Raw genomic sequence first — 26904 nt, 5'->3', positions numbered from 1 at the left:
TCCGTTCCTGGCGCAGCCGCTCCGAAGCCGTCAGATCAGCGGAGGTCGCCCCAGGCGCGTCATGCGCCACACCGTGCGCCACCGCATCGGACGCCGCTCACCCGCCGACGTGCGGACGCCCTCGACGAAGCCCGCCGCCCATGCGCGCAGGCCGCCGAGCGAGCGGGTGCGGGCCAGGGTGAGGAGGGTCCAGGTCGTCAGGTAGAGGGGGATCAGGGGGAGGGGGAGGCGGCGGCGGGCCAGCCAGACGCGGTTGCGGGCCGTCATGCGGTGGTAGACCGCGTGCCGGGCGGGGGAGGTCTTCGGGTGCTGGAGGAGGAGGGAGGGTTCGTAGAGGACCTTCCAGTCCGCGTCGAGCGCCCGCCACGCCAGGTCCGTCTCCTCGTGCGTGAAGAAGAAGTCGGCGGGCCAGTCGCCCGTCTCGGCGAGCATGTCCATCGAGAAGGCGTGGCCGCCGCCGAGGAACGAGGTGACGAGGCCGCGGCGCATCGGGTCCTTCGCGCGCAGCCGCGGCACGTGCCGGCGCTGCGTCTCCCCGTGCTCGTCGGCGATCCGGAAACCGACGATGCCCAGGCGCGGGTCCGACGCGTACAGCTCCCGGATCGTGCCGAAGACGTCGGCGTCGACGAGGAGCCCGTCGTCGTCCAGCTCGACGGCCACGTCCACGTCGCCGAACGCGCGCAGCCGGGCCAGGGCGACGTTGCGGCCGCCGGGGCAGCCCAGGTTGTCGTCCAGCTCGACCGTCGTGACCTCGAAGGGGTACGTGTCGTACGCGGGCAGCACCGTGCCGTTGCCGATCAGGACGACGCGCACCGGGGCGACACCCTGCTTGGCGACCGAGTCGAGGAGGGCGGCCACGTCGTCGGGGCGGTTGCCCATCGTGATGATGGCCACGCCCAGGCGGGGCGGTTCGGTCGTGCGGCGCCTGTCAGTCATGGCGGCGATGGTAGTCGTTCACCTGGTTCACCTCGTGGCCGCCTCGACGGCGCCCGAAGAGGCCCGTCCCCCGGGCGCGGCAGGCGCGGCCGACGCGTCAGACCTTCTCCAGTGGCTTGTGCGGGCCCTGCGGCAGCTCCACGCGGATCGCGTCGCCGGGGCGCACGACACCGCCCTCGCGGACCACGCTCATGATCCCTGCCTTGCGGACCACGGCGCCCGTCTCCTCGTCCCGCCCGACGCACTGCTTGAGCAGCCCGTCCTGGAACGTGTCGATCTGCACGCACGGATTGCGCAGCCCCGTGATCTCGATCACCGCGCCGCCGTCCCCCAGGTGCAGCAGCGCCCCCGTCGGCAGGGCCAGCAGGTCCAGGCCGCGCGTCGTCACGTTCTCCCCGAGGTCGCCGGGGCGGACCGCGAAGCCCTCACCCGCCACCTCCGCGAACAGCTCCTCGTGCATCAGATGGACCTGCCGCAGATTCGGCTGCGTCGGGTCCTGACGCACCCGGGAACGGTGCTTGACCGTGACCCCCGCGTGCACGTCACCCTCGACACCGAGCCCGGCGAGCAGTGTGATGCTGTCCCGGTTCGGCTTGGTGAAGGAGTACGCGCCGTTGCTGCTGACCGCAGTGACGAACCCGGTGGTTCCCTGCATGATCTGCCCCCTGTGCCTCGTGATCCCGGGACACCCTAACCAGGGGCCGCGCACCGCCGGTCAGGCGCCGCCCAGCGAGCGTTCGGCGACGCCTGTGACATGGGCGGAGAGCCTCGCGCGGGGGTCGGGGGTGAGGGTGCTCAGGGCGACCAGGGCCGTCACGACGACGTCGCACAGTTCCGACTCGACGTCCTGCCAGGAGTGGCTGACGCCCTTGCGCGGGTTGTGGCCGATCGCGCCGATGACCGCCTCGGAGACCTCGCCGACCTCCTCCGACAGTTTCAGCATGCGCAGCAACAGCGATTCCTGGGGCGGCAGTTGGCTGTTCTCGTCGATCCAGGTGCGCAGTCGGCCGATGGTCGTCCACAGTTCGTCGTCGTTCATGGGGTGAGGGTAGGCGGGCCGGGGCGGGTCACTCCTCGCCGGTCTCGCCCTCCGCCGGCTCGGCCACCCGCTTGTTGCGCGAGCCGACCACCGCGAGCGCCGCCGCCCCGGCCCCGACGAGCGCCGCCGGCACCATCCAGGGCCGGTCGAGGACGCCCGCGAAGGCGCGGTCGAGGGAGTAGCGGCCCGGTCCGGTCACGGCGAGGCCCGCCGCGACGAAGCCGAGAAAGGCGGGGTACTCGTAGCCGCCGCCCATCGCGAAGAACCCGTTCGGCGCGTGCACCGCGGCGGCTCCCGCCATCGTCCCGGCCGCGGCGGCGCCCGCCACCGGCGTCGCCAGGCCCAGGGCGAGCAGCGCGCCGCCGCCCGCCTCGCCGAGCCCGGCCGCGAGCGCGCTGGCCTTCGGCGGGCTGTAGCCCATGGACTCCATGGCGGCGGCCGTGCCGGACAGGCCACCGCCGCCGAACCAGCCGAGCAGCTTCTGCGCGCCGTGCGCGGCGAGAACCCCGCCGGTGCCCAGGCGCAGCGCGAGCAGGCCCAGGTCGACGCGGTTCGAACGGGAGGCGGAGGACGTACGGAATCGTGTGCAGGTCATGTCTCCACGGTCCTGCAGCAGTGGGCCCCGCACCACGCGTACGGGGCCCGTTCGGGTGGTGGGCCCGGTGGCGGGGTGCCGGGGCCGGTGCCAGCCTGAGTCCATGCCCATCCAGACAGCCAAGCTCAGCGACCCCGCGGTCCGTGCCTTCGTCACGGCGCTCAACTCCCACGACCGGGACGCCTTCCGCGCCGCCCTCGCACCCGGTGCGACCATGGCCGACGACGGCAGTGAGCGGGACCTCGAGGACTGGACGACCCGCGAGATCTTCGACTCCCACGGTCACATGGAGATCGAGAAGGAGACCGCGGGCGGCCGCGGTCTCGTCGCCCAGTACAGCAACGACACGTGGGGCGAGATGCGGACCGCGTGGCGGTTCGACGTCGCCGGCGGGAAGGTCACCCGGTTCGAGACCGGTCAGGCGTGAGGCTCCGTCCCCGCGGGCCGGGGGTCAGGGGATCGGCACCGCCGTTCCGCTCACCCGGACGCGGGGGTCGCCCGCGCGCAGCGTCACCGTGAGCTCGCCGGGACGGCCCATGTCCGCGCCCTGGTGCAGGGTCAGCACCGCCTCGTCCGGCACCAGGCCGAGCTCCCGCGCGTACGCGCCGAACGCGGCGGCCGCGGCGCCCGTCGCCGGATCCTCGACGACTCCGCCAACGGGGAACGGGTCCCGTACGTGGTACGTGAACTCCGCCTCCCGCCATACGAGTTGTACGGTCGTCAGGTCCAGGCGGTGCATCAGCGCCGCGAGCCGGTCGAAGTCGTAGGCGAGGTCGGCGAGTCGTTCGCGGGTGGCCGCGCCGAGGACCAGATGGCGGGCGCCTGCGTACGCGATCCGGGGCGGGAGCGCCGGGTCCAGGTCGGCGGCCGGCCAGTCGAGCGCCGCGAGTGCCTCCGTCAGGTCGGCGGGGGCGACGTCCTCGGTGTGCGGGGCGACGCTGGTCAGGGTGGCGCGCAGGGTGCCGGCGTCCTCGTGGACGCTGACGGGGACCTCGCCGGCCCGGGTGTGGAACAGGTAGTCACCGGTGCCGTGGCGCTCCGCGAGGGCGACCGCAGTGGCCACCGTCGCGTGGCCGCAGAACGGGACCTCGGCGCGGGGGCTGAAGTAGCGGACGGTGTGGCCCGTGCCGGTCTCGGCCGGGGTCACGAAGGCGGACTCGCTGTAGTTCAGGTCGGCGGCGATCTTCAGCATGTCGTCGTCGCTCAGGGCGGTGGCGTCGAGGACGACGCCGGCGGGGTTGCCTCCGGCGGGGGTGGTGGCGAAGGCGGTGTAGCGCAGCACGTCTGTCATGCCGCCCATTCTTGTCATGCCTCGGCGGTGAGCGCCGGGGTGTTGCGATCTTGTTGCCCGGGGCGCGTGCGCGCCGTTGTGGATTGCTGGTTCGTCGCCGGCTGCGGGGCGGTGGGGCTTCTCGCGCCCACGCGGCGGAGCCGCAAATAGACACAGCCCCGCGCCCCTGGAGGGCACACTTCGTGCGCCCCCAGGGGCGATGGGCCCGCCCTGCGCCGGAGGCGGTCAGCCTCGGCCCACGTACGGCATGTTCGTGGCCAGGATCGTGGCCGACTGGATGTTCGCGTCGAGGGGGAGTTCGGCCATGTGGCGGACCGTGCGGGCGACGTCCGCCACGTCCATCACGGGCTCCGCCGCCACCGTCCCGTCGGCCTGGAGGATCCCGCTCTGCATGCGCTCGGTCATGTCCGTCGCCGCGTTGCCGATGTCGATCTGGCCGACGGCGATCCGGTACGGGCGGCCGTCCAGGGACAGTGACTTCGTCAGACCCGTCAGCGCGTGCTTCGTCGTCGTGTACGCGACCGAGTGCGGCCGGGGCGCGTGCGCCGAGATGGAGCCGTTGTTGATGATCCGGCCGCCCTGGGGGTCCTGCTCCTTCATCTGCCGGAACGCCGCCTGCGCGCACAGGAACGCCCCGTTGAGGTTCGTGTCGACGACGTGCCGCCAGGCGGCGTAGTCGAGGTCCTCCACCGGCACGCCGCCGGGACCGAACGTCCCCGCGTTGTTGAAGAGCAGATCGAGCCGCCCGAAGTGCTCCCGCACGGCGGCGAAGAGCGCGGCCACGGCGCCGGGGTCCGAGACGTCGGTGCGGACCGCGAGGGACTCGGTGCCGGGCGCGAGCCCCGCCGTCTCCTCCAGGGTCTCCACGCGCCGGCCCGCGAGGGCCACCCGCCAGCCGCCCCGCAGCAGTTCGAGGGCGACGGCCCGGCCGATGCCGGACCCGGCTCCCGTGACGACAGCGGTGCGCGGCGCGGTGGGGTGCGAAACGTTCATGGGGCCGCAGCGTACGGGTCGTACCGCCACGTGGACATCACCCATCCGACATGTGGCTGTCGTGTCCGCGACAGTGCGGCTTCGTCCCGGCTTCGTCCCGGGCCACTCCAATCTCCCTTGACGCCGGCGCCGGCCGGCCGCCAGGGGAGGGCACATGTCGCACGAAAGCTCGCACGTACCGCAGCACGCCCAGGAACTCCGCGCCGCCGCCCGCCACTTGGGCCGCCGCCGCTTCCTCACCGTCACCGGCGCGGCCGCCGCGCTCGCCTTCGCCGTGAACCTCCCGGCCGCCGGCGCCGCGGCCGCCGCCGAGCTCGACGCCCGCAGAATCACCGACGACCCGTTCACCCTCGGCGTGGCGTCCGGCGACCCGCTCCCGGACTCCGTGCTCCTGTGGACCCGGCTCGCCCCCGCCCCGTACGAACCCGGCGGCGGGCTGCCCGCCGAGCGCGTCGAGGTCCGCTGGGAGCTCGCCCACGACGAGCGGTTCCGCCAGGTCGTGCGGCGCGGCACCACCACCGCGCACCCCGAGTTCGACCACGCCGTGCACGTCGAGATCGAGCACCTCGCGCCCGGCCGCGTCTACTACTACCGCTTCCGCGCCGGCGACTGGACCAGCGAGACCGGCCGCACCCGCACCGCCCCCGCCGCCTCGAGCCGGGCCGCCGCGCTGACCCTCGCCGCCGTCTCCTGCCAGGCGTACCACGACGGCTACTTCACCGCGTACCGCCACCTCGCCCAGGACGACGTCGACGTCGTGTTCCACCTCGGCGACTACCTCTACGAGTACGCCGTGAACTCCGCCGGCGGCGCCCGCAAGTACACCGACCGCGTCCTGCCCGCCGTCTTCAACCGGGAGACCATGACGCTGGAGGACTACCGACTGCGGTACGCCCTCTACAAGTCCGACCCCGACCTGCGGGCCGCGCACGCCGCGCACCCCTTCGTCGTCACCTGGGACGACCACGAGACCGAGAACAACTACGCGGGCGACACCCCCGAGAACGACGTGCCGCCCGAGGAGTTCCTGCTGCGCCGCGCCTCCGCGTACCGCGCCTACTGGGAGAACCAGCCGCTGCGCCGCCCCCAGCGCCCCGACGGCCCCGACATGCGGCTCTACCGGCGCCTGCACTGGGGCCGGCTCGCCCAGTTCGACATCCTCGACACCCGCCAGTACCGCACGAACCAGGCCAACGGCGACGGCTGGAAGTCCCCGACCCCCGAGTCCGAGGCCGCCTCCCAGACCCTGCCGGGCCTCACCCAGGAGCGCTGGCTCACCGACGGCTGGCGCCGCTCCCGCGCCCTGTGGAACCTCGTGCCCCAGCAGGTCACGTTCGCCCGCCGCAACAACCCCGCCGCCGGCAACACCACGCTCTCCATGGACTCCTGGGACGGCTACCCCGCGTCACGCGAGCGGGTCCTCGCCGGGGCGGAGGCGGCCCGCGTCGAGAACCTCATGGTGCTCACCGGGGACGTGCATGTCTCGTACGCGATGGACATTCACCGGGACGCGAACGACGCCGGGTCGCGGACCGTCGGTACGGAGATCGTGACCACGTCGATCACCAGCGGGAAGGACGGATCGGCCCGCCCGTCCAACTGGGCCGGGTATCTGGAGCGCAATCCGCACCTCAAGCACTATGGGGGGCAGCGGGGTTACGCGACGGTCGCTCTGGGCGAGCGGGAGGCTCGGGCCGACTTCAAGGTGGTCCCGGCGGTTACCGTCCCGGGGGCGCCGGTCTCGACGGCGGCCTCCTTCATCGTGCCGGTCGGTAGCCCTGGCCTGCACCCGGCCTAGGCGTCGCGTCTGCCGGGCCGTGGTCCGTCGCCGACCGCGGCCCGGTGGGGCTTCTCGCGCAGTTCCCCGCGCCCCTGAAATGCAGACCCTTCGGGTCGCATTTCCCCGACCAGCCTCCCCCACTCACCCGCACCCGGCGACGAAACCGATCACGCCTCCCCCGGATACCGCACCCCGATCGCCGAGCGCACAGCGTCCAGCGTGCGCATCACACCCAGAGATCCATCCAGCGGCACGAGCGGCGATTCGACCGACCCGCCCCGAAGGCACCGCATGACCTCGACCGCCTCGTGCCGCATCGAATCCCGCGGCCCGTCCTCCGCCGTCGCCACGAACTCCTCCGGCTCCCGCCCGTCCCGGTGCAGCACGAAGCGGTCCGGGTAGAAGAAGCCGCCCGGCACATCGATCCGCCCCGCGGAACCCGTCACCGAAGCCGTCACCCCCGTACCGGAGTTGACCGCACAGTGCAGCAGCGCCTGCGCCCCGCCGGACCAGGACAGCAGCATCCCGGTCTGGAGGTCGACGCCCTCGGGGGAGAGCTGGGCCCGCGCCGTCACCGACTCGGGCTCGCCGAGCAGCAGATGGGCGAACGACACCGGGTACACGCCGAGATCGAGGGTCGCGCCCCCGCCCTGCGCCGGGTCCCGCAGCCGGTGCGAGGGAGGGAAGGGACCCGCAAGCCCGAAGTCGGCCTGGACCGTGCGGACTTCACCGATCACGCCCTCGTCGACGAGTGCCTTCAGGCGCCGGATCAGCGGATGGCAGTACATCCACATGGCCTCCATCAGGAACAGCCCCCGCGACCGGGCGAGAGCGACGAGCTCCTCCGCCTCCCGCGCGTTCAGGGTGAACGCCTTCTCGCAGAGCACCGCGCGCCCCGCCTCCAGGCAGAGCCCCGCCGCCTCGCGGTGCGCGGAGTGCGGCGTGGCCACGTACACCACGTCGACGTCCTCGTCCGCGGCGAGCGAGGCCCAGTCGCCGTACGCCCGGCCGATCCCGAACCGTTCGGCGAAGGTCTTCGCGCCGGCCTCGGTGCGGGACGCGACCGCCACCACCTCCGCGTCCGGCAGATCCATCAGCTCCGCCGTGAACTGCTGCGCGATGCCGCCCGTCGCGAGGATCCCCCAGCGCACGCGTTCCCCAGCCATCCCAGTCCCACCCCGGTTCCCGGTCCCGACCACTCCGCCGAGCTGAGAGCATAGGTAATCGCACGCACGACCGGGAGAGTCGGCGGACACCAGGACGGGATACGGGGGAGCTTCGGGATGGCGGAGAGCGGGAGCACCGGGACGGCAGGGAGCACCGGGACAGCGCCACCGCCACCCCGGACCGGACCGCCCGGCGCGGCGGCCCGCACCGGCCTCCTCGTCACCCTCGTGCTCGGCGGACTCACCGCCGTGCCGCCGCTGTCGATGGACATGTACCTCCCGGCCCTGCCCGAGGTCACCGGCGCCCTGCACACCTCCGCCGCCACCGCCCAGCTCACCCTGACCGCCTGCCTCACCGGCATGGCGCTCGGCCAGCTCGTCGTCGGCCCGATGAGCGACAAGTGGGGCCGCCGCGGACCGCTCCTGGCCGGCCTCCTCGTCTACGTAGCCGCCACCGCGATCTGCGCCCTCGCGCCGAACGCCGCCCTGCTCATCGCCTTCCGGCTGCTCCAGGGCCTCGCGGGCGCCGCCGGCATCGTCATCGCCCGCGCCGTCGTCCGCGACCTCTACGACGGCGTCGCGATGGCCCGCTTCTTCTCCACCCTGATGCTGATCTCCGGTGTCGCCCCGATCGTCGCCCCGCTCATCGGCGGCCAGGTGCTGCGCGTCACCGACTGGCGCGGCGTCTTCGTCGTCCTCACCGCGATCGGCCTCGCGCTCACCGCGCTCGTGTGGAAGTGCCTGCCCGAGACGCTGGTGCCCGAGCGGCGCCACGGCGGGGGAGTGGGCGAGGCGCTGCGCACCATGCGCGGCCTGCTCGCCGACCGTGTCTTCGCCGGGTACATGATCGCGGGCGGTTTCGCGTTCGCCGCGCTGTTCGCCTACATCAGCGCCTCGCCGTTCGTCATCCAGGAGATCTACGGCGCCTCGCCGCAGACCTTCAGCCTGCTCTTCGGGCTGAACTCGGTCGGCCTGATCCCCGTCGGCCAGCTCAACGGCAAGCTGCTCGTCGGCCGCGTCGACCTCGACAAGGTCCTCGGCACCGGGATCGGCCTCATCGTCCTCGCCGCCGCCTTCCTGCTCCTCGTCGCGACCGGCGTCCTCGGCAGCCCCGAGCGGCTCGGCCTCGTACCGGTCTCCGCGGGCCTGTTCGCGCTCATGGCCTCCATGGCCCTGACCACCCCGAACACCAACGCGCTCGCCCTCATGCGCACCCCGCACGCCGCCGGCTCCGCCTCCGCGCTGCTCGGCACCTCCTCCTTCCTCATAGGGGCCGTCGCCTCGCCGCTCGTCGGCATCGCGGGCGAGCACACCGCCGTCCCCATGGCCGTCGTCCAGCTCTGCTGCGGACTCGCCGCCGCCCTCGCCTTCGTCACGCTGTGCCGCCCCTGGCAGCAGCGCGCCGAGGAGGTGCGGGAAAGCTGAGCACGCCAAGACTGCGCCACGGCACCCCCGAGCGGGCCGGGCTCGACCCCGCGCTTCTCGCCGAGCTCGTACGCGGCGTACGGCTGCTGCCCGAGGGACAGCAGCCCTGGTGCGCGGGCGCCGTCCTGCTCGCCGGACGCGGCCCGGTGATCGCCGCCGAGGCCGTCTGCGGCTGGGCCGTGCGCTACTCCGCCTACGACGAGCGCACCGACCGGGGCGTGGAACTGCCACTCGCCGCCCGCGTCCCCATGACCCTCGACACCCCCTTCGACCTGGCGTCCCTCACCAAGCTGTTCACCTCGATCGCCGCCGTCCAGCAGATCGAGCGCGGCACCCTCGGCATCGACGCCAAGGTCGGCGCGTACATCCCCGAGTTCACGGCCGCCGCCGAACACGGCATCACCGTCCGCCGGCTCCTCACCCACACCTCCGGCCTGCGCCCCGAACTCCCGCTCTACGAGGCCCGGGACCGGGCCGCCCGGATCGCCGCCCTGCGCACGGAGCGACCCGTGTCGGCGCCGGGCGAGTACCGCTACTCCGACCTCAACATGCTGCTGCTCCAGCACGTCCTGGAGCGCCTCACCGGCCGCCCGCTCGACGTGCTGATCCGCGACGGCATCACCCGGCCCCTCGGTATGACCGCCACCTCGTTCGGGCCCCGGCCGGGCGCCGCCGCCACCGAGGACCAGGGCCGCCCCTGGGCCAAGGCCGACCGCGGCATGCTGCGCGGCGAGGTGCACGACGAGAACGCCTGGGCGCTCGGCGGCGTCGCGGGCCACGCCGGCCTCTTCTCCACCGCGCCCGACCTGGCGATCCTGTGCCGGACCCTGCTCGGTGGCGGCTCCTACGGCACCGCCCGCATCCTCGGCCCCGACTTCGTCGACCTGATGCTGGCCGCGCCCGGGCTCGGCTTCGCCGTCGACCAGCCCGGGTTCATGGGCGAGCTCGCCGGGCACGGCGCGGCGGGGCACACCGGCTTCACCGGCACCAGCCTCGTCGTCGACCCCGCCACGGACACGTTCCTCGTGCTGCTCGCCAACACCGTCCACCCGCGCCGCCGCCCCGCCGACAGCGCGCCGCGCGCCGCGGCGGCCACCTGTCTCGCCCGCGCGGTGATCCCGCTCGGCGCCCCTTAAAATTCCCGGCCTTAAAATCTCTGGGTGAACGCCCCGATCCAGTCCTCCGCCGACACTCTCCGTTCGGCCCTCGCCGGTCTCCTCGACGGACTGCCGCCCACCCAGGCGGCCCGCGCCGTCGAGCGGCTCATCGCCAGCTACCGGGGCACCACCCCGACCGACGCGCCGATCCTGCGGGACCGCGCCGACGTCGCGGCGTACGCGGCGTACCGGATGCCGGCCACGTTCGAGGCGGTGCGCTCGGCGCTGGGCGCGCTGCTCGACGCCGCCCCGGCCGACTGGCTGCCCGGCTCCCACCTCGACATCGGGGGCGGGACCGGCGCGGCGGTCTGGGCGGCGCACGACGTCCTGCCCGGCAACCGCCCCACGACGGTCCTCGACTGGTCCGAGCCCGCGCTCGCCCTCGGCCGCGAACTCGCCTCCCGCGACGCCGGCCTGAAGTCCTCGGTCACCTGGAAGCGCGGCCGCATCGGTACGGGCGATCCGCTCCCCGGCGCCGATCTCGTCACCATCTCCTACGTCCTCAAGGAGCTGACGGAGGCGGATCGCGCGGCGGTCGTCGACGCGGCGGCCGGTGCCGCGGACGCCGACGGCGGGGCCGTGGTCGTCATCGAGCCCGGCACCCCGGACGGCTACCTCCGCGTCATCGAGGCCCGCGACCGGCTGATCGCGGCCGGATTCCAGGTCGCCGCGCCGTGCCCGCACAGCGCGGCCTGCCCGATCGTGGCCGGCACGGACTGGTGCCACTTCTCCGCGCGGGTCGCCCGGTCCTCCCTGCACCGGCAGGTCAAGGGGGGTTCGCTGGCGTACGAGGACGAGAAGTTCGCGTACGTGGCGGCCGTCCGCTTCGACCCGGAGCGGGGGGCGTCCCGCATCGTCCGCAAGCCCCAGATCCGCAAGGGCCAGGTCCTCCTCGACCTCTGCGAGCCGGTCCCCGGGCTGGACCGTGTCACGGTGACGAAGAAGCACGGCTCGCTCTACCGGGCGGCCCGGGACGCGGAGTGGGGCGACCCCTGGCCCCCGGCCTCGGCCTGAGCGCGGCGTCACCCGGCGACGGTCGTCACGGGGCCTCGGACTCGCCCCGCTGATCCCGCAGCCTGCGCAGCAGCTCCCGTTTCTGCGTGGCCGCGTCTACCCCCGCACCTCCCGTGCGGCCTCCGCGGCCACCGCCGCGCAGCGCCTTGCGGGAGAGGTTGCTGCGGGTGCCGCCGACGCCCAGCATGTTGCCTGATCCACCTCGGGTCATGGTGTCCTCCACGAATCGACCGACGAAAATGAGGACGAGACGTTGCGTCTCGTTCTCGGAACGTGCCCCACTCTGGGCGAGACGCACCGTCTTGTCAAGCGTTTTCGAGGGTCGCCCAAGGCTTGTGAGACGGCACGTCTCGCCTCGCTTCGCTGCTACATTCGATCCATGTCAGCCACGCCAGCCAGCAATCCCGCCAAGAAGACGGCCCCCGACTCGGCCCGCCGCAGCGAACGCTCCCGCCGCGCCATCTACGACGCCGCCCTCGGTCTCGTGGGAGAGGTCGGCTACCCCCGCACCACCATCGAGGGCATCGCCGCCCGCGCCGGCGTCGGCAAGCAGACGATCTACCGCTGGTGGGGATCGAAGGCCGAGGTCCTGATGGAGGCCTTCATCGACCTCAACGAGCAGAACGCGCGCGCCGTCGCCGCGAACCACCCCGGCGTCCCCGTCGGCGGCTCGGGCCTGCCCGACACCGGCGACCTCGCCGCCGACCTCAAGCTCGTCCTGCGCGCCACCGTCGACGAACTCCAGGACCCCCGCTTCGAGGCCCCCGCCCGCGCCCTGGCCGCCGAGGGCCTCGCCGACCGGGAGTTCGCCGAGGGCTTCGTCCGCCGCCTCCTCATGCCCGGCCTCGACCTCTACACCGCCCGGCTGCGCGCCGCCCGGGACGCAGGGCAGCTGCGCGCCGACCTCGACCCCGAGACCGCCCGCGACCTGTTCGTCTCGCCGATCGCGCAGCGCTGGCTCCAGGGCACGGGACCGCTCGACCACGCGTACACGGACCGCCTCGTCGAGTACGCCCTCCACGGGATCGCGGCCCGCCCCGCCACCCCCTGAACGCCTGTCCGTACGGGCCCGGGGTACCCCGGATGGGGACTGTGGCCACCCGGGGCGCAGGATGGTGGGACCATGTTGGTCCGGGATTCATCCGGTCACTCGGCACGACGGCGATGGTGAGGGGATAGATGGGCGCGGCGCACGACGGCAGCGGACACGGCGGCCTGGGCCGGTTCACCCGGTGGCTGAAGGCCTCCCGGGCGCCCAGAGAGGCCCCCGTCGACCCGGACCGCGAGGCGCTGCTGCTGGCCGCCGCCGCGGCCGGGCTCCCGCTGGCCCCGGCCGCGCACCCCGCCGACTACCGCTGTTCGTGCAACCGCATCGGCTGTCCGACGCCGGGCCGGCACCCCATCTCGTTCGCCTGGCAGACCCAGTCCACGACGGACCGCGGCCAGATCGAGCGCTGGGCCCGGCACCAGCCGCAGGCCAACTTCGTCACCGCGACCGGCCTCGTCCACGACGTCCTGGACGTCCCGCTGGCCGCCGGCCAGGAGGCGCTGGAGCGACTGCTCACCAGCGGCATCGACGTCGGCCCCGTCGCCGAGTCCGGCGGCGACCGCATGCTGTTCTTCACGGCGACCCGCGGCACCCCGGCCGACGAGGACGAGTGGTGGCCCTGTGAGCTGGACTGCCACCCCGAGACGATGGACGAGCACCCCGGCCTGCGCTGGCACTGCCGCGGTTCCTACGTCCTGGTCCCGCCGGCCCGCCTGCCCGGCGACCGCGCGGTGACCTGGCTGCGCGGCCCGGAGCACCCGCTGCCGGACCCGCTCACCCTCCTCGAGGCCCTCACCGACGCCTGCGCCCGCCACACGGGCGCCGACGAGCCGGACTACACCAGCGCCTGGCCGTAGACCCGGTAGGCCCTGTAGGGAGCCGCGGGGCTCAGGAACCCTCGGCCGTCGTGATGCCCTGGACGCGGCCGAGCACCTGGACCGCGCCGGACGAGCCCGCCGGGGTGAGCGCCGCCTGGTTCGACACGTAGCCGTACGTCGCCGACTGCTTCGGCTCACCCGTCATCAGCGCCTTCACGCTGGGGTTGATCGCCGGCAGGTCGCTGCCCTGGGACGCGGTCTGCTTCTCGTAGCGCCGCGTCGTGAAGAAGACGAGCGCCCCGCCGTCCTTGGTGCGCAGCGCGACCGGGGCGTAGTCGCCCGAGGTGAGCGGCTCGTCGATGAACTGGGTCGCGAGCCCGGGCCGCGACTCGTTCTTCTTGCGGGTCTCGCGCCACACCGAGGTGTAGGGGCCCGGCGCGAAACCGGAGCCGCCGTCCTTCAGGTACGCCGTGTACCGCGCGGGCACCTTCTGCGGCGGCACCGCGAGACCGGACGCGTCCGCGTCCACCGCCTCGCCCCAGCCGTCCGCGTCCACGTCGAACGCGGGAACCTGGCTCTCCTGGAGCACCGTCAGGTACGACACCGCCCACGGCCGGTTCTCCGCGTCACGGGTGAAGACGAGGAGCCAGCGGGTGCCCGTACCGCGATTGCTGTCCGTGTCCGCGACGAACCAGCGGGGCCAGCCCGCCTTCTTCGGCACGGTGAACTTCGCGTCGGTCAGCTCCAGCGGGGAGTGCTTCGGATTGCCCTCCGGCTGCAGCGCGTGACCCGCCTTCAGCTTGGCCGTGTCGATCGCGGCGAGCGGCCCGGTCACGTACTTCTCGTCGGCGGCCCGGTCGTACGTCCGGTCCGCCTTGTTGTACGCGGTCACGAAGGTGCCCAGAGCCCGCGCGGCCTCCGTCTTCGTGGTCGTCGGGACGACCTCGAGCTCCCCGTGCACGGTCACGCACCCGCTCGCCGTGAGGGACAGCAGGGCCGTCGCCACGACCGCCGCGGCCGGGCGGACGCGCCTGTTCCTGACCTCGCTCATGACCTTGACCTCACCTACCCCTTCCCGGGGCCGAACCCTACCGGGAAGAGGCAGGCCGTAGTTCCGCCGGGGCCCTCGGGCCTCAGGCCTCGACCCGCTGCCGCGTACGACGCGAGAACAGGCCGGGCGGGGCGAAGAACAGCGCCAGCGTCGGCACCAGGTAGGCGCACCACACGGCGACCTGGAGCACGGTCGGGTCGGGCTGGAAGTTGAAGACGCCCTTGAGGAGCGTGCCCAGCCAGCCGTCGGGCGCGATCGTCGAACTGATGTCGAAGGCCAGGTTGTTGAGGCCGCCGATGAAGTCCGCCTCCTGGAGGTCGTGCACGCCGTACGCGAGCACGCCCGCCGCCACGACGACCAGCATGCCGCCGGTCCACGTGAAGAACTTCGCCAGGTTGATCTTCAGCGCGCCCCGGTAGAACAGCCAGCCCAGGAACACCGCCGTGGCGAGGCCGAGCAGCGCGCCGATCACCGGCTCCGACGTGCCGTTGCTGGTGGCGTGCACCGCCGTCCACACGAACAGGGACGTCTCCAGGCCCTCCCGGCCCACGGCGAGGAACGCCGTGACGACCAGCGCCGCCGTACCCATCTGGAGGGCGGCGTCCAGCTTGCCGTGCAGCTCCGACTTCAGGTGCCGGGCGGTGCGCCGCATCCAGAACACCATCCACGTCACCAGGCCGACCGCGACGATCGACAGCGAACCGCCGAGCGCCTCCTGCGCCTTGAACGTCATCTCCTGCGATCCGAACTCCAGCGCAGCGCCGAACCCGAAGGCCACGAGCACGGCCACGCCGACCCCGAGCCATACCGGCTTCAGCGCGTCCTTGCGGTCCGTCTTCACCAGGTAGGCGATGAGGATGCAGACGATCAGGCTCGCCTCGAGGCCCTCACGCAGGCCGATCAGATAGTTCGCGAACATGCCCTCACGCCTCCGTGCGCTCGAAGAGGCCGCGGCCCCACCAGTCGTTCTTGTCCCGCACCCCCGGCGGCACGGCGAACACGGCCGAACCGACGTGCTGGATGTACTCGTTCAGCGCGTCCGCCGCCAGACTCCGCTGCACCGGGATGAACCCCTTGCGCACGTCCTTCTGGTAGGCGAGGAAGAACAGGCCCGCGTCGAGCCGGCCGAGACCGTCGGTGCCGTCCGTGAACGAGTAGCCGCGGCGCAGGATCGTCGCCCCGTGATTGGCGTCCGGGTGCGCGAGCCGCACGTGCGCGGTCGGCTTCATCGCCTTCAGGAACGGCTGGTCGTGCTCCTTCGCCTTGCCGACGGGCGCGCCCTCGCGCTTGTCGCGGCCGAACACGTCCTCCTGCTCCTGCAGCGAGGTGCGGTCCCAGGTCTCGACGTTCATCCGGATCCGGCGGGCCACGAGGTACGAGCCGCCGTCCATCCACGTCGAGTCGCCGACCCACACGTGCTCGGCGAGGCGGCCCTTCTCGGTGCCCGCGATGTTGCGGGTGCCGTCCTTGAAGCCGAACAGGTTGCGCGGGGTCTGCGCGTTCGGAGTCGTCGAGGAGGTCTTGCCGAAGCCGAGCTGCGACCAGCGGATGGCGACCTTGCCGAAGCCGATCCGGGCCAGGTTGCGGATGGCGTGCACCGCGACCTGCGGGTCGTCGGCGCAGGCCTGCACGCACAGGTCGCCGCCGCTGCGCGCCTTGTCGAGGTTGTCGCCGGGGAACTTCGGCAGGTCGACGAGCGCCTCGGGCCGCCGGTCCGCGATCCCGAACGCCTTGCCGTGCTTGTCGAAGAACGAGGGGCCGAAACCGATCGTCAGGGTCAGCCGGGACGGCTTGAGGCCGAGCGCCTCGCCCGTGTCGTCCGGCGGCGCCTCCGGCAGCCCGCCGTACGCGCCGTCGCCGACCGTCCGGCCCTCGCACATCAGCGCGGCGGCCTCGGTCCAGTCCTTGAGCAGCTGGACGAACGCCTCGCGGTCGTCCGTCTTCACGTCGAACGCCGCGAAGTGCAGCCGGTCCTGGACCGGGGTCGCGATGCCCGCCTGGTGCGCGCCGTGGAACGGCACGGCGCCGCCCGTCTCGGCGGCCGGCTGCATGTCGTCGGCCCCGGTGCGGGTCAGCGCGACGGCCCCGCCCGCCGCGGCGGCGCCGAGCGCGAGCCCGGCCCCTCCGGCGGCGAGCAGCGAACGCCGGGACGGGGCGGAGGACGAAGTCGTCCCCGTGTCCTTGACCTGGTCCGTGTCGGTGTCGGTCATGGGCTGCCTCCTGATGTCTCTCGTACGTTCGCCGGTTACTTGACGACGACGGCCGCGGCCAGCTTGGACAGCGGCTCCGCCAGCGCGTTCACCGCGTCGGACAGCTCCTTCTGCTCCGGCTTGCCGACCTTGTCGTAGGACGTGAAGTCGTAGGAGTTCTTGTCCTTGCGGTACTTGTCGAGCAGCTTGTCGACGGCGGCGAACTGGCGGTCGAGCTCCTTGGTGAGCGCCGCGTCGTTCTCCGAGGCGACCGGCTTGAGCAGGTCGTACGCCTTCTCGGCGCCCTCGACGTTGGCCTTGAAGTCGACGAGGTCGGTGTGCGAGTAGGCCTCCTCCTCGCCGGTGACCTTGCCGGTGGCGACCTCGTCGAGCAGCTCCTTGGCGCCGTTCGCCATCGAGGTCGGCGTGATCACGGCCTTGCCGACGCGCTCCTGCCAGTCCTTGAGGTCCTTGTCGAGCAGCGTCGCCAGCTCCTTCTCACGGGAGCCGATCCTGCCGTCCTTCCACAGCGACTTCTCCAGGCGGTGCCAGCCGGTCCAGTCCGTCTTCGGGTCCTGGTCGTCGGCCAGACCGTCCTCGCGGACGTCGACGGCCGGGTCGATGTCACCGAAGGACTCGGCGACCGGCTCGGTGCGCTCCCAGCCGATGCGGGAGTCGGCGTAGGCCTTCTTGGCGCCCTCGACGTCGCCCTTGCGGATCGCGTCCGTGAACTTCTTGACCTTGGGCAGCGTCTCGTCGGCCTGCGTCTGCGTGTACGTGCGGTACGCGGCGACGGCCTTGTCGAGGCGCGGGTCGCGCTTGGCGGCGGCCTTGCCACCGGTCGCCTCGACCTTCTGCCGGATGCCCTTGCCCGTCATGCCGGGCTTGCAGGCGATCTCGTACGCGCCGGCCTTGATCTCCGCGGTGATGTTCGCCTTGGTGCCGGGGGCGATGTTCTCGCGCTCGGTGACGATCCGGTCGTCGGGGAACAGGACGTAGACCTCGGTGACCTTGGCGCCCTTGTTCTCGACCGCCAGCTTGACGTGGCCGGCGGGGAACGAGGTCGCCGAGACCTTGCAGCTGTCGTCGGTCGCGGTCACCTTGATCGCGTCGGAACCCTTGTCCTTGGACTCGCTCTTCTCGGTGCAGCCCGTGACGGCGGTCAGGGCCGCCACCGTGGCGACGGCGGTGGCGACGGTGAGTCGGACGGCTCGCATGCGGGCTCCAGGTAAGTACGGGTCGTGCTGCAACTAACGACTAAGGCGGCCCTAACTTATATGAGGCTTACCTCAGTTCTACCCCTCTGTTCCGTGATTCAGCTCTCATGTGGAAGCGGGTGGTAGCGACCCGGACACGACCGACCCTCAAGCGACCCAGGAATCGGTCAAGAGACGGTCAAGTCGGCTGGTGGGCCGGACGCCGTGGTTCACTGCGGGACGTGGAGAACGGCACGGAGAACCGCGGGGGGAACGGTATGGAGGCCATGGGTGACGTGCCCTACGACGTGCTGCGCGTCTTCTGCGGGCCCGACAGCCGGCACGGCAACGAGCTCGGCGTCGTCCGCGACGGCTCCCTGCTGCCCGGCCGCGCCGAGCGACAGGCGTTCGCGGGCAAGCTCGGCTTCAGCGAGACCGTGTTCGTCGACGACCCCGAGCGCGGCGTCATCGACATCTACACCCCGACCCTGCGGCTGCCCTTCGCCGGCCACCCCTGCGTCGGCTCCGCCTGGCTCCTCGACGTGCCCGAGCTGAGCGTGCCCGCGGGCGTCGTCGGCGCCCGCCTCGACGGCGAGTTCAGCTGGATCGAGGCCCGCGCCGAGTGGGCCCCGCCGCGCACCCTGCGCCGGTACGGGTCCGCCGCCGAGGTGGACGCGCTGCCCGTGCCGCCCCTCGGGGAGTGGATCTACGCCTGGGCCTGGGAGGACGAGGCCGCCGGGCGGGTCCGCGCCCGGGGCTTCCCCGGCCGCGACGACGGCATCGTGGAGGACGAGGCCACCGGCGCCGCCGCGCTGCTCCTCACGGACCGGCTGGGCCGCGCCCTGAACATCCGCCAGGGCGCCGGCTCCCAGATCCTGACGGCTCCCCAGCCCGGGGGCTGGGTGGAGGTCGGGGGCCGCGTCCGCTTGACCACCCGCTGAGCCCCGCCGGGCGAGGAGATCAGGCGGCCGAGGAGGAGATCAGGCGGCCGTGGAGAACTCCTCGCCCAGGGCCGAGAACAGGGCCGTGTTCAGGGCGAAGGCCCGCTTGCACTCGGCTATGACCCGCTGCTTCTCCAGATCGTCCACCGCGATCCCGTCGAGCAGCTCGCGGTACGTCCGCTTGAACGCCGCCGGGTTCCCGACCTCCTCGAACACGTAGAAGCGCACGCCGTCGCCCTTGCGCGCGAAGCCCCACGTCCGCTCCGCCTTGTCCCGGATGATCTGCCCGCCCGAGAGGTCGCCCAGGTAACGCGTGTAGTGGTGCGCCACATAACCGCCGGGCCAGGACGCGGCGCACTCCGCGACCCGCGCCGCGTACTCCCGCGTCGCCGGCAGCGCCGACACCGAGGAACGCCACCCGGCACCCCGCAGATGCGCCAGATCCCGCTCCAGCTCCGGCACCCGCAGCAGCTCGGGCCGGATGAACGGGCCCGCCACCGCGTCCCGCGCCAGCCGCTCCGCGTCGGCCTCCAGCGCCCGGTACACGAACCACAGCTGCTCCGTGTACCGCGCGTACGCCTCCACGCCGAGCGCTCCGCCGAGCAGGTCGCCCATGAACGTCGACGTCTCCGCCTCCGTGTGCTGCTCGTGCGACGCCGTACGGATCAGCGTGGAGAACGGGGTGGAGAACGGGGTGTCCATGAAGCCTCCGCGAGCCGATTCATCTTCCCGACAGTCTGTCGGTAAAAGAACCTACCCCTTCCCCGTTCAGCGGAACATAAGAAGCCGGCACGAGAAGCAGGCACGAGAAGAGCCCGCCCCGGATCTCCGGGACGGGCTCCACAAGCGGCGCGGCGGGGGACTACGGCAGGGTCAGAATCTCCGCGCCCGTGTCCGTGACCACCAGCGTGTGCTCGAACTGAGCCGTCCGCCTGCGGTCCTTCGTCACGACGGTCCACCCGTCGTCCCACATGTCGTAGTCGTGCGTGCCCAGCGTCAGCATCGGCTCGATCGTGAACGTCATGCCCGGCTGGATCACCGTCGTCGCGTGCGGGGAGTCGTAGTGCGGGACGATCAGCCCGCTGTGGAACGACGAGTTGATGCCGTGCCCGGTGAAGTCCCGCACCACCCCGTAGCCGAAGCGCTTGGCGTACGACTCGATGACCCGGCCGATGATGTTGATCTGGCGGCCCGGCTTCACGGCCTTGATCGCCCGGTTCAGCGACTCACGGGTGCGCTCGACCAACAGGCGCGACTCCTCGTCCACGTCGCCGACCAGGTACGTCGCGTTGTTGTCGCCGTGCACGCCGCCGATGTACGCCGTCACGTCCAGGTTCACGATGTCGCCGTCGCGCAGCACCGTCGAGTCCGGGATGCCGTGGCAGATGACCTCGTTGACGCTCGTGCACAGCGACTTGGGGAAGCCGCGGTAGCCCAGCGTCGAGGGGTAGGCGCCGTGGTCGCACATGTACGCGTGCGCGATCCGGTCCAGCTCGTCCGTGGTGACGCCCGGCGCGATCGCCTTGGCCGCCTCCTCCATCGCCTGCGCCGCGATCCGGCCCGCGATCCGCATCGCCTCGACCGTCTCGGGCGTCTGCACCTCGGGGCCCTTGTACGGGGTCGGCGCGGGCTTGCCTACGTACTCGGGGCGCCGGATGTTCCCCGGCACGGAGCGGATCGGGGACTGTTCCCCGGGGACGAGAAGCGACGACTGCGACGGGACTGACATGCCAGCGAGTGTAACGAGCGACAGTGGGGGACCATGGCTCTGAGCGCCCCTGAGGAGATCCTGAGGAGAGGAGTCGGCCGTGGCCCTGTTCAAGAAGCGGACCGTCGGTAAACCGGGTGAGTGGTACTACTGCCTGGAGCACCAGAAGGTCGAGGAAGGGCCCGAGTGCCCCGCCAAGGACCGGTTCGGCCCGTACGCCTCCCGCGAGGAGGCGGCGCACGCGATGGATACGGCGCGTGAACGGAACCTCGAATGGGAGGGGGACCCGCGCTGGCACGACAAGTCCGCGGGCACGTCCGGCACACCCGGCTCCCCGGAGGACGAGGACTAGCGCCGCCGCACCTCGATGCCGGCGAGGCAGCCCGGTGCCTGCGGTGAGGCCCGCTCACCACCGGGTCGGCGGCGGAGCCGTCAGGTGGTCGGCGAGGCGGGAGAGGCGGTCGCGGAAACCCCGGCGGGCCCGGGGCACCGGCACCGCGTTCTCCCCGGCCGCCGCACTCACCAGGTGCTGCACCGTGTCGAGGTCCAGGTCCGTGTCACCGGGCACGGTCAGCGCCTCGTGCGCCATCGCCCGCAACTCCCCGCCCGCCCCCTCCGCATCGAGCGCGAGCACCGTCGCCCCGGCCCGCCGCGCGTCATGCACCCGCTCGAGGAGTCCCGCCCCCGCCTCGTCCGGCGTCACCACCAGCAGCGTCTCCCCGCGCCGCGCCGCCTCGAGCCGCCCCAGCCCGACCGCCAGATGCGCCGGATCGTCGGGCCGCGCCGCGTGCCGGACCAGCGTGGGCGCCAGCTCCGGCGTCCCGGACCACGCCGCCTCGTCCACCAGGTGCGCCGCCAGATGCCACGGCTCGTACGCCTCCGTGCCGACGAGGAGCAGCCCGCCCCCGTGCGCCGACACCGAGGAGCGCAGCGCCCCGGCGAAGCGGCGGGTGGCGGCGGGCCACCCCGTTCCGGCGAGGACCTCGCGCAACAGGGCTACTCGTACGGCGTCCATGGCCCCGCATGGTGCCCGAACCACCGCCCCCGTCCGGCCCGTTCGCCTCAAGTCCGCCCGTACGAGTCACACGGCGACCCTGCTGACCAGGACCGTACGCATGAGTAAGGTCGCCCCATGACTACCAGTGACAGCGCACAGCCCGCCGCCCCCGTGAAGGCCCCCGCCAAGGACCCGTGGGAGCTGCCCGACGTGTCCGGGCTCGTCGTCGGCGTGCTCGGCGGCACCGGACCGCAGGGCAAGGGCCTCGCCTACCGGTTCGCCCGCGCCGGACAGAAGGTGATCCTCGGCTCCCGCGCCGCCGAGCGCGCTCAGGCCGCCGCCGACGAGCTCGGCCTCGGCATCGAGGGCGCCGACAACGCCGAGTGCGCCCGGCGCAGCGACATCGTCATCGTCGCCGTCCCCTGGGACGGGCACGGCGCGACCCTGGAGGCGCTGCGCGAGGACCTCGCCGGCAAGCTCGTCGTCGACTGCGTCAACCCGCTCGGCTTCGACAAGAAGGGCGCCTACGCCCTGAAGCCGGAAGAAGGCAGCGCCGCCGAACAGGCCGCCGCCCTGCTCCCCGACTCCAGGGTCACTGCCGCCTTCCACCACCTGTCCGCCGTGCTGCTCTCCGACCCGGAGATCGAGGAGATCGACACGGACGTGATGGTGCTCGGCGAGTCCCGCGAGGACACGGACACCGTGCAGGCGCTGGCCGCCCGCATCCCCGGTATGCGCGGCGTCTTCGCGGGCCGGCTGCGCAACGCGCACCAGGTCGAGTCCCTGGTCGCGAACCTCATCTCGGTGAACCGCCGCTACAAGGCCCACGCGGGCCTGCGCGTCACGGACGTATAGCCACACGCCCGCGCAATCAGGGCGCGTTCAGGCGCGGGCGGGGCATGGGGGACACTGGTCGGCGAAACGGCGAAACACCGCCGTGCCGTACGTGCCGTATTGGAGCCGACCCCCATGCCCCGCATCGCACTCTTCGCCCTCGTGCTCTGCGTCCTCGCCGTCGCCGCCGCGGTGGTCTCCTTCGTCCAGGGCAGCTTCCTGGGTGTCGTGTGGGTCCTGATCGCCGGCGTCACGTCGAACATGACGTGGTTCTACATCCGCAAGGCCCGCATGGAGAAGGAAGCCGCGCGCCCTACCGAGGCAGCGTGACGGTCGGGATCTCCGGCGTCCCCTTCCAGAACTCGTAGAACCGGCGGCCCCAGTACGTGTCCCACTCGGTCACGCCCAGGCCGCGCAGCAGGGCGTCGACCGCGTCGAAGAACCAGTGGTTGACCGACGGGATCCACAGGATCGCGAAGACCGCGAGCAGCCCGAACGGCGCGAACGGCTCCACCTGCCGCCGGATCTTGTACGACAGCCACGGCTCGATCACCCCGTACCCGTCCAGGCCCGGCACCGGCAGGAAGTTCAGGATCGCCGCCGTCACCTGGAGCAGCGCCAGGAAACCCAGCGCGTACCGGAAGGTGTCCGGCACCCCTTCGAGCCCGTCCAGCCAGAACGGGGCCGTGCACACGACGGCGAACAACGCATTCGTCAGCGGCCCCGCCGCCGAGATCAGGCTGTGCTTCCAGCGCCCGTGGATCCGGCCCCGCTCGATGTAGACCGCCCCGCCGGGCAGACCGATGCCGCCCATGATCACGAAGATCACGGGGAGGACGATGCTCAGCAGGGCATGGGTGTACTTCAGCGGGTTCAGCGTGAGGTAGCCCTTGTCGCCGACGGACAGGTCCCCGCTGTGCAGCGCCGTGCGGGCGTGCGCGTACTCGTGCAGACACAGCGAGACGATCCACGCGCCCGTGACGAACAGGAACACCGGGATCCCCGGCACTTCCGAGAAGTCCGTCCACACCGCCCAGCCGGTCACGGCCGTCACGGCGGCGATCCCGAGAAAAACGGGGCTGATCCGGCGATCGCCGCGCCGGGCGGAGGCGGACTTCATGAACGGGCACTCCAGGGGTCGCGGGTTCGATGACGCCGGTGATCAGTGGCGTGACCGAACGTACCCGGCCACCCCCGAAAAACGCCCCGCCGTACACAAGGAGTTCCCGATCAGCGACTCCGCCGCGCCCCTGGGGCGCACGGAGTGTGCCTTCAGGGGCGCGGGGAACTGCGCGACCAGCCACGACGAAAGCCGCACCCGGCAACGCGATCGCAACCCCCAACGGCGAGAGACCCGCCCCCCCCACACAACCCCGCGCTGACCCCACACCCCCGACCGGCGACAATGGGCCCCGTGCGCTATCGCCTGCTAGGTCCGACGGAAGCGCTCCGCGACGACGGCACCCCCGTCCCGGTCGGCGGAGCCAGACTCCGCGCGCTGCTGACCACCCTCGCCCTGCGCCCCGGCCGCACCGTGCCCGCCGCCCTGCTCGTCAACGAGGTGTGGGGCGCCGAACCGCCCGCCGACGCCCCCGGCGCGCTGCAGGCCCTCGTCGGACGCCTGCGCCGCACCCTCGGTGCCGGCGCGGTCGACTCGGCGGACAGTGGCGGCTACCGGCTCGCGGCGACCTCCGACGACATCGACCTGTTCCGCTTCGAGCGGCTCACCGCCGACGGTCTGCGCGCCCTCGCCGACGACGACCCCGCGAAGGCCGCCGACGCCCTCGACGACGCGCTCGCCCTGTGGCGCGGCCCCGCCCTCGCCGACCTCCCCGACCGCGCCGCCGAGGCAGCCCGCTGGGACGCCCGCCGCCTCGACGCCCGCCGCGCCCGCCTCAGGGCCCTGCTCGCGCTCGGCCGGGCCGAGTCCGCGCTGCCCGAGCTGACCGCCCTGTGCGAGGCGCACCCCCTCGACGAGCCGCTCCAGGCGCTGCGGCTGCGCGCCCTGCGCGACACCGGCCGCGCCGCCCAGGCCCTGGCCGCCTACGAGGACGTACGCCGGGAGCTGGCCGACCGGCTCGGCGCCGACCCGGGGACCGAACTACGCGCCCTGCACGCCGAGTTGCTCGACCCCGGAACGGTCGAGAAGCCCGTACCGAAGGCGGCGGCCGGGGTGCGGGGCAACCTGCGGGCCCGGCTCACCTCCTTCGTGGGCCGCGAGCACGACATCGAGGCGATCCGCGCCGAGCTGGGCCGCGCCCGCCTCGTCACGCTCCTCGGCCCCGGCGGCGCCGGAAAGACCCGGCTGTCGCAGGAGGCCGCCGACGGCCTGGCCGGTACCGACGCCGCCCCGGACGGGGTGTGGCTCGCCGAGCTCGCCCCCGTCGGCGACCCCGCGTCCGTGCCGGAGGCCGTCGTCAGCGCGCTCGGCGCCCGCGAGACCGTGCTGCGCGGCGCCGGCGCCGAGGAGTTGCGCGTCGCGAGCGAACGCCACGGCGACGACCCGCTCGTCCGCCTCGTCGAGCACTGCGCCGACCGCCGCATGCTGATCGTCCTCGACAACTGCGAGCACGTGATCGACGCGGCCGCCGCCCTCGCCGAGCAGCTGCTCGCCCACTGCCCCGGCGTCACCGTCCTCGCCACCAGCCGCGAACCCCTCGGCGTCCCGGGCGAGTCCCTCCGGCCCGTCGAGCCGCTCCCGGAGCCGTACGCGCTGCGGCTGTTCGGCGAGCGCGGCGCCGCCGTGCGCCCCGGGTTCACCGTGGACGAGGCCCCGGAGGCCGTCGGCGAGATCTGCCGCCGCCTCGACGGCCTCCCGCTCGCCATCGAACTCGCCGCCGCCCGGCTGCGGATGCTCACCCCGCGCCAGATCGCCGACCGGCTCGACGACCGTTTCCGGCTGCTGACCTCCGGCGCGCGCACCGCGCTGCCGCGCCAGCAGACCCTGCGCGCCGTCGTCGACTGGTCCTGGGACCTGCTCGACGCGCCCGAACGCACTGTCCTGGCCCGCCTCTCCGTGTTCAGCGGCGGCTGCGACCTGGCCGCCGCCGAGGCCGTGTGCGCCGGCGCCGCCGCGGACGCCCCCGACGTGCTGGAGGCGCTCGGCTCGCTCGTCGACAAGTCCCTCGTGGTCGCCGCCCCCGACGACGCGGGCGGCATGCGCTACCGGCTCCTGGAGACCGTCGCCGAGTACGCGGGCGACCGCCTCGACGAGGCCGCCGACCGGGAGAGCGCCGAGCGCGCCCACCTCACGTACTACCGCGAACTCGCCCGCACCACCGACCCGTTGCTGCGCGGCCGCCACCAGCGCGCCGCCGTCGCCCGGATCGAGTGCGACTACGAGAACCTGCGCACCGCCCTGCGGCACGCCGTCGCGGCGGGGGACGAGCAGGAGGGGCTCAGCCTCGTCCTGTCGCTCGCCTGGTTCTGGCAGATGCGGGACCTGCGCGCCGACAGCCGCACCTGGACGCGGGAGGTCGCCACGCTGGGCCCCGACCCGTTCGCCGGGCCCGCCCGCCCCGCGCCGCCGATCCTGGAGCGCTGCACCGACGCCCCGCCCCCGTTCACCGGTGAACTCCTCGACGAGGCCCGCCGCCAGCTCCACCTGTGCCGCTTCTCGACCATGGACATGGAGATGGACGAGTGGCGCTCCGAGGCCGGGCAGGCCCGGCTGCGGATCATCGTCGACACCTACCGGGCCGACCTGCCGCAGGCCTGCCGCCCGCCCGGCAACATCTGGTTCTTCGCCGTCGTCATGACCGGCGACCTGGAAGGGCTGCACCGGCTCACCGACATCACCGTCGCGACCTGCCGGGAACTCGGCTACGCGTGGGAGCTCGCCCTCGTCCTGCAACTGCGCGCCAACCTGCACGCCAACCGGGCCACCTGGGCCGCCGCCGGGATCGCGGACGCCGACGAGTCGATCGAGCTGTTCACCCGGCTCGGCGACGAGTGGGGCGTCGCCGAGGCGCTGTCGGCGCGCGGCGAGGCGCACGAGAAGCTCGGCCGGTTCGCGGAGGCCGCCGCCGACTTCCGGCGGGCCCGGGAGGTCGCCGAGGACATGGGCGCGCACGCCCAGTCGACGATCCTCCAGGTGCGGCACGGGCAGGTGCTGATCGAGCTGGGGGAGGCGGAGGAGGGGGAGCGGATGCTGTGGCAGGCCCTCGAGTCCGTGCGGCGGCCGGCGAACGAGGCCCGGCCCGTGGCCCGGATGATCCTCGTCGGCCGTCTCGCCTCGACCGGCCGGATCGCGGACGCGCGGGAGCAACTGGAGCTGCTGCGCGGGGAGTTCGACGGGAACGGGGTCAGTTTCTTCCACTCGATGATGACCGGCATGGAAGCGATGATCGACGTCGCCGAGGGGTACGCCGAGGCGGCGCTGGCGAACGTGACGCGGGCCGTGGAGCTGGCCGCCGACCCGCTGGCCGTCGTCATCATGCCGCACCTGCTGGCGATGCAGCTGATCACCGCGGCCCGCGCGCTCGCCCTGCGCGGCCGGGACGGCGACGTGTGCCGTGCGGCCCGGCTGGTCGGCGCGGCGGACGCCTCGCTCCCGGAGGGGCACATCCCGAACGGGATGGAGCGCAAGTGGCGGGCCGACGCGGAGGCGGCCGTACGCGCCGTGCTCGACGACGCGGCCTACGAGCGGGAGCACGCCGAGGGCGGCGGCCTCTCCGTGGAGGAGGCCACCGCCCTCTTCTGACGACGCGTGCCGGGTGAACTCGCC

At 73.0% G+C, this 26904-nt stretch carries 28 protein-coding genes; 12 read left to right on the top strand and 16 right to left on the bottom strand.

Annotated elements, in window-relative coordinates; translation table 11 throughout:
- Positions 1 to 30: 30 nt before the first annotated feature.
- From ACIBTU_RS11680 to ACIBTU_RS11665, 4 genes are all read right to left on the bottom strand, one after another.
- Entirely contained in the window at positions 31 to 936 is a 906-nt protein-coding gene (locus ACIBTU_RS11680) for a glycosyltransferase family 2 protein (RefSeq protein WP_399125852.1), read from the bottom strand.
- Positions 937 to 1033: 97 nt separating this feature from the next.
- Positions 1034 to 1591 (bottom strand): MOSC domain-containing protein, encoded by a 558-nt coding sequence (locus ACIBTU_RS11675; protein WP_399125851.1) that lies wholly within the window; start codon positions 1589 to 1591, stop codon positions 1034 to 1036.
- Positions 1592 to 1651: 60 nt separating this feature from the next.
- The gene (locus tag ACIBTU_RS11670; RefSeq protein WP_399125850.1) at positions 1652 to 1975 is read right to left on the bottom strand and encodes a MazG-like family protein; all 324 of its coding nucleotides are present in this window, start codon (positions 1973 to 1975) and stop codon (positions 1652 to 1654) included.
- A 28-nt stretch (positions 1976 to 2003) separates the two neighbouring features.
- Positions 2004 to 2570, bottom strand: coding sequence for a DoxX family protein (locus tag ACIBTU_RS11665; protein WP_399125849.1), 567 nt, complete (start codon positions 2568 to 2570; stop codon positions 2004 to 2006).
- A gap of 103 nt (positions 2571 to 2673) precedes the next feature.
- On the opposite strand from ACIBTU_RS11665, the gene ACIBTU_RS11660 reads away from it, so the two are divergent.
- The gene (locus tag ACIBTU_RS11660; protein ID WP_399125848.1) at positions 2674 to 2997 is read left to right on the top strand and encodes a nuclear transport factor 2 family protein; all 324 of its coding nucleotides are present in this window, start codon (positions 2674 to 2676) and stop codon (positions 2995 to 2997) included.
- Positions 2998 to 3021: 24 nt separating this feature from the next.
- Here ACIBTU_RS11660 and ACIBTU_RS11655 read toward each other — a convergent pair whose 3' ends face one another.
- Together ACIBTU_RS11655 and ACIBTU_RS11650 are read right to left on the bottom strand one after the other, a co-directional pair.
- Complete coding sequence (locus ACIBTU_RS11655; protein WP_399125847.1) at positions 3022 to 3861, bottom strand: PhzF family phenazine biosynthesis protein; 840 nt, start codon at positions 3859 to 3861, stop codon at positions 3022 to 3024.
- A 225-nt stretch (positions 3862 to 4086) separates the two neighbouring features.
- A complete protein-coding gene (locus ACIBTU_RS11650) occupies positions 4087 to 4854 on the bottom strand; it encodes an SDR family oxidoreductase (RefSeq protein WP_399125846.1) in 768 nt (255 codons plus the stop codon).
- 154 nt (positions 4855 to 5008) lie between these two features.
- Here ACIBTU_RS11650 and ACIBTU_RS11645 point away from each other — a divergent pair, with 154 nt between their 5' ends.
- Complete coding sequence (locus ACIBTU_RS11645) at positions 5009 to 6652, top strand: alkaline phosphatase D family protein (RefSeq protein ID WP_399125845.1); 1644 nt, start codon at positions 5009 to 5011, stop codon at positions 6650 to 6652.
- Positions 6653 to 6801: 149 nt separating this feature from the next.
- On the opposite strand, the gene ACIBTU_RS11640 is transcribed toward ACIBTU_RS11645, so the two are convergent.
- Positions 6802 to 7800 carry a Gfo/Idh/MocA family protein gene (locus ACIBTU_RS11640; RefSeq protein WP_399125844.1) on the bottom strand — a complete coding sequence of 333 codons (999 nt, stop codon included), beginning with the start codon at positions 7798 to 7800 and terminating at the stop codon, positions 6802 to 6804.
- A gap of 117 nt (positions 7801 to 7917) precedes the next feature.
- On the opposite strand from ACIBTU_RS11640, the gene ACIBTU_RS11635 reads away from it, so the two are divergent.
- From ACIBTU_RS11635 to ACIBTU_RS11625, 3 genes are read left to right on the top strand one after another with little or no spacing between them, the layout of a single operon-like run.
- Positions 7918 to 9225, top strand: coding sequence for a multidrug effflux MFS transporter (locus ACIBTU_RS11635; RefSeq protein ID WP_399125842.1), 1308 nt, complete (start codon positions 7918 to 7920; stop codon positions 9223 to 9225).
- Positions 9180 to 10361, top strand: coding sequence for a serine hydrolase domain-containing protein (locus ACIBTU_RS11630; protein WP_399125841.1), 1182 nt, complete (start codon positions 9180 to 9182; stop codon positions 10359 to 10361). The genes ACIBTU_RS11635 and ACIBTU_RS11630 overlap by 46 nt, the downstream gene beginning before the upstream one ends.
- 24 nt (positions 10362 to 10385) lie before the next feature.
- Positions 10386 to 11396, top strand: coding sequence for a small ribosomal subunit Rsm22 family protein (locus tag ACIBTU_RS11625; RefSeq protein WP_399125840.1), 1011 nt, complete (start codon positions 10386 to 10388; stop codon positions 11394 to 11396).
- Between the two features lie 25 nt (positions 11397 to 11421).
- On the opposite strand, the gene ACIBTU_RS11620 is transcribed toward ACIBTU_RS11625, so the two are convergent.
- Positions 11422 to 11607, bottom strand: coding sequence for a DUF6243 family protein (locus ACIBTU_RS11620; protein WP_399125839.1), 186 nt, complete (start codon positions 11605 to 11607; stop codon positions 11422 to 11424).
- A 168-nt stretch (positions 11608 to 11775) separates the two neighbouring features.
- Here ACIBTU_RS11620 and ACIBTU_RS11615 point away from each other — a divergent pair, with 168 nt between their 5' ends.
- Positions 11776 to 12447: a TetR/AcrR family transcriptional regulator gene (locus ACIBTU_RS11615; protein WP_399125838.1), complete on the top strand. Its 672-nt coding sequence runs from the start codon at positions 11776 to 11778 to the stop codon at positions 12445 to 12447.
- A 128-nt stretch (positions 12448 to 12575) separates the two neighbouring features.
- The gene (locus ACIBTU_RS11610) at positions 12576 to 13301 is read left to right on the top strand and encodes a bifunctional DNA primase/polymerase (protein ID WP_399125837.1); all 726 of its coding nucleotides are present in this window, start codon (positions 12576 to 12578) and stop codon (positions 13299 to 13301) included.
- A 31-nt stretch (positions 13302 to 13332) separates the two neighbouring features.
- Here the strand turns inward: ACIBTU_RS11610 and ACIBTU_RS11605 are convergent, their stop codons facing one another.
- From ACIBTU_RS11605 to efeO, 4 genes are all read right to left on the bottom strand, one after another.
- Positions 13333 to 14313 carry a hypothetical protein gene (locus ACIBTU_RS11605; RefSeq protein WP_399125836.1) on the bottom strand — a complete coding sequence of 327 codons (981 nt, stop codon included), beginning with the start codon at positions 14311 to 14313 and terminating at the stop codon, positions 13333 to 13335.
- Positions 14314 to 14395: 82 nt separating this feature from the next.
- On the bottom strand, positions 14396 to 15232 hold the full coding sequence (gene efeU, locus ACIBTU_RS11600; protein ID WP_399125835.1) for an iron uptake transporter permease EfeU: 837 nt from the start codon (positions 15230 to 15232) through the stop codon (positions 14396 to 14398).
- A 4-nt stretch (positions 15233 to 15236) separates the two neighbouring features.
- The gene (efeB, locus tag ACIBTU_RS11595; protein WP_399125834.1) at positions 15237 to 16523 is read right to left on the bottom strand and encodes an iron uptake transporter deferrochelatase/peroxidase subunit; all 1287 of its coding nucleotides are present in this window, start codon (positions 16521 to 16523) and stop codon (positions 15237 to 15239) included.
- Positions 16524 to 16558: 35 nt separating this feature from the next.
- Complete coding sequence (efeO, locus tag ACIBTU_RS11590; RefSeq protein WP_399125833.1) at positions 16559 to 17719, bottom strand: iron uptake system protein EfeO; 1161 nt, start codon at positions 17717 to 17719, stop codon at positions 16559 to 16561.
- Positions 17720 to 17985: 266 nt separating this feature from the next.
- On the opposite strand from efeO, the gene ACIBTU_RS11585 reads away from it, so the two are divergent.
- Entirely contained in the window at positions 17986 to 18639 is a 654-nt protein-coding gene (locus tag ACIBTU_RS11585) for a PhzF family phenazine biosynthesis protein (RefSeq protein ID WP_399126215.1), read from the top strand.
- 39 nt (positions 18640 to 18678) lie between these two features.
- Here ACIBTU_RS11585 and ACIBTU_RS11580 read toward each other — a convergent pair whose 3' ends face one another.
- Positions 18679 to 19341 carry a heme oxygenase (biliverdin-producing) gene (locus tag ACIBTU_RS11580; protein ID WP_399125832.1) on the bottom strand — a complete coding sequence of 221 codons (663 nt, stop codon included), beginning with the start codon at positions 19339 to 19341 and terminating at the stop codon, positions 18679 to 18681.
- A gap of 160 nt (positions 19342 to 19501) precedes the next feature.
- A complete protein-coding gene (gene map / locus ACIBTU_RS11575) occupies positions 19502 to 20368 on the bottom strand; it encodes a type I methionyl aminopeptidase (protein ID WP_399125831.1) in 867 nt (288 codons plus the stop codon).
- A 79-nt stretch (positions 20369 to 20447) separates the two neighbouring features.
- Between map and ACIBTU_RS11570 the strand changes: the two genes are divergently transcribed.
- Positions 20448 to 20699 (top strand): hypothetical protein, encoded by a 252-nt coding sequence (locus ACIBTU_RS11570; RefSeq protein ID WP_399125830.1) that lies wholly within the window; start codon positions 20448 to 20450, stop codon positions 20697 to 20699.
- Positions 20700 to 20753: 54 nt separating this feature from the next.
- On the opposite strand, the gene ACIBTU_RS11565 is transcribed toward ACIBTU_RS11570, so the two are convergent.
- Positions 20754 to 21362 carry a hypothetical protein gene (locus ACIBTU_RS11565; protein WP_399125829.1) on the bottom strand — a complete coding sequence of 203 codons (609 nt, stop codon included), beginning with the start codon at positions 21360 to 21362 and terminating at the stop codon, positions 20754 to 20756.
- Positions 21363 to 21479: 117 nt separating this feature from the next.
- Between ACIBTU_RS11565 and npdG the strand changes: the two genes are divergently transcribed.
- Positions 21480 to 22199, top strand: coding sequence for an NADPH-dependent F420 reductase (gene npdG, locus ACIBTU_RS11560; protein ID WP_399125828.1), 720 nt, complete (start codon positions 21480 to 21482; stop codon positions 22197 to 22199).
- Positions 22200 to 22313: 114 nt separating this feature from the next.
- Positions 22314 to 22508, top strand: a complete 195-nt coding sequence (locus tag ACIBTU_RS11555) for a hypothetical protein (RefSeq protein WP_399125827.1) — start codon at positions 22314 to 22316, stop codon at positions 22506 to 22508.
- Here ACIBTU_RS11555 and ACIBTU_RS11550 read toward each other — a convergent pair.
- Positions 22492 to 23298, bottom strand: a complete 807-nt coding sequence (locus ACIBTU_RS11550; RefSeq protein WP_399125826.1) for a site-2 protease family protein — start codon at positions 23296 to 23298, stop codon at positions 22492 to 22494. The two genes, ACIBTU_RS11555 and ACIBTU_RS11550, sit on opposite strands and share 17 nt — an antisense overlap.
- A gap of 285 nt (positions 23299 to 23583) precedes the next feature.
- On the opposite strand from ACIBTU_RS11550, the gene ACIBTU_RS11545 reads away from it, so the two are divergent.
- Positions 23584 to 26880 (top strand): ATP-binding protein, encoded by a 3297-nt coding sequence (locus ACIBTU_RS11545; RefSeq protein WP_399125825.1) that lies wholly within the window; start codon positions 23584 to 23586, stop codon positions 26878 to 26880.
- Positions 26881 to 26904: the final 24 nt, after the last annotated feature.

This window comes from Streptomyces sp. NPDC050145 (assembly GCF_044460245.1).
Taxonomy (GTDB): Bacteria; Actinomycetota; Actinomycetes; order Streptomycetales; family Streptomycetaceae; genus Streptomyces.
The sequence above is the reverse complement of the archived record's forward strand: the minus strand, read 5'-3'. Positions and strand labels throughout refer to the sequence as shown.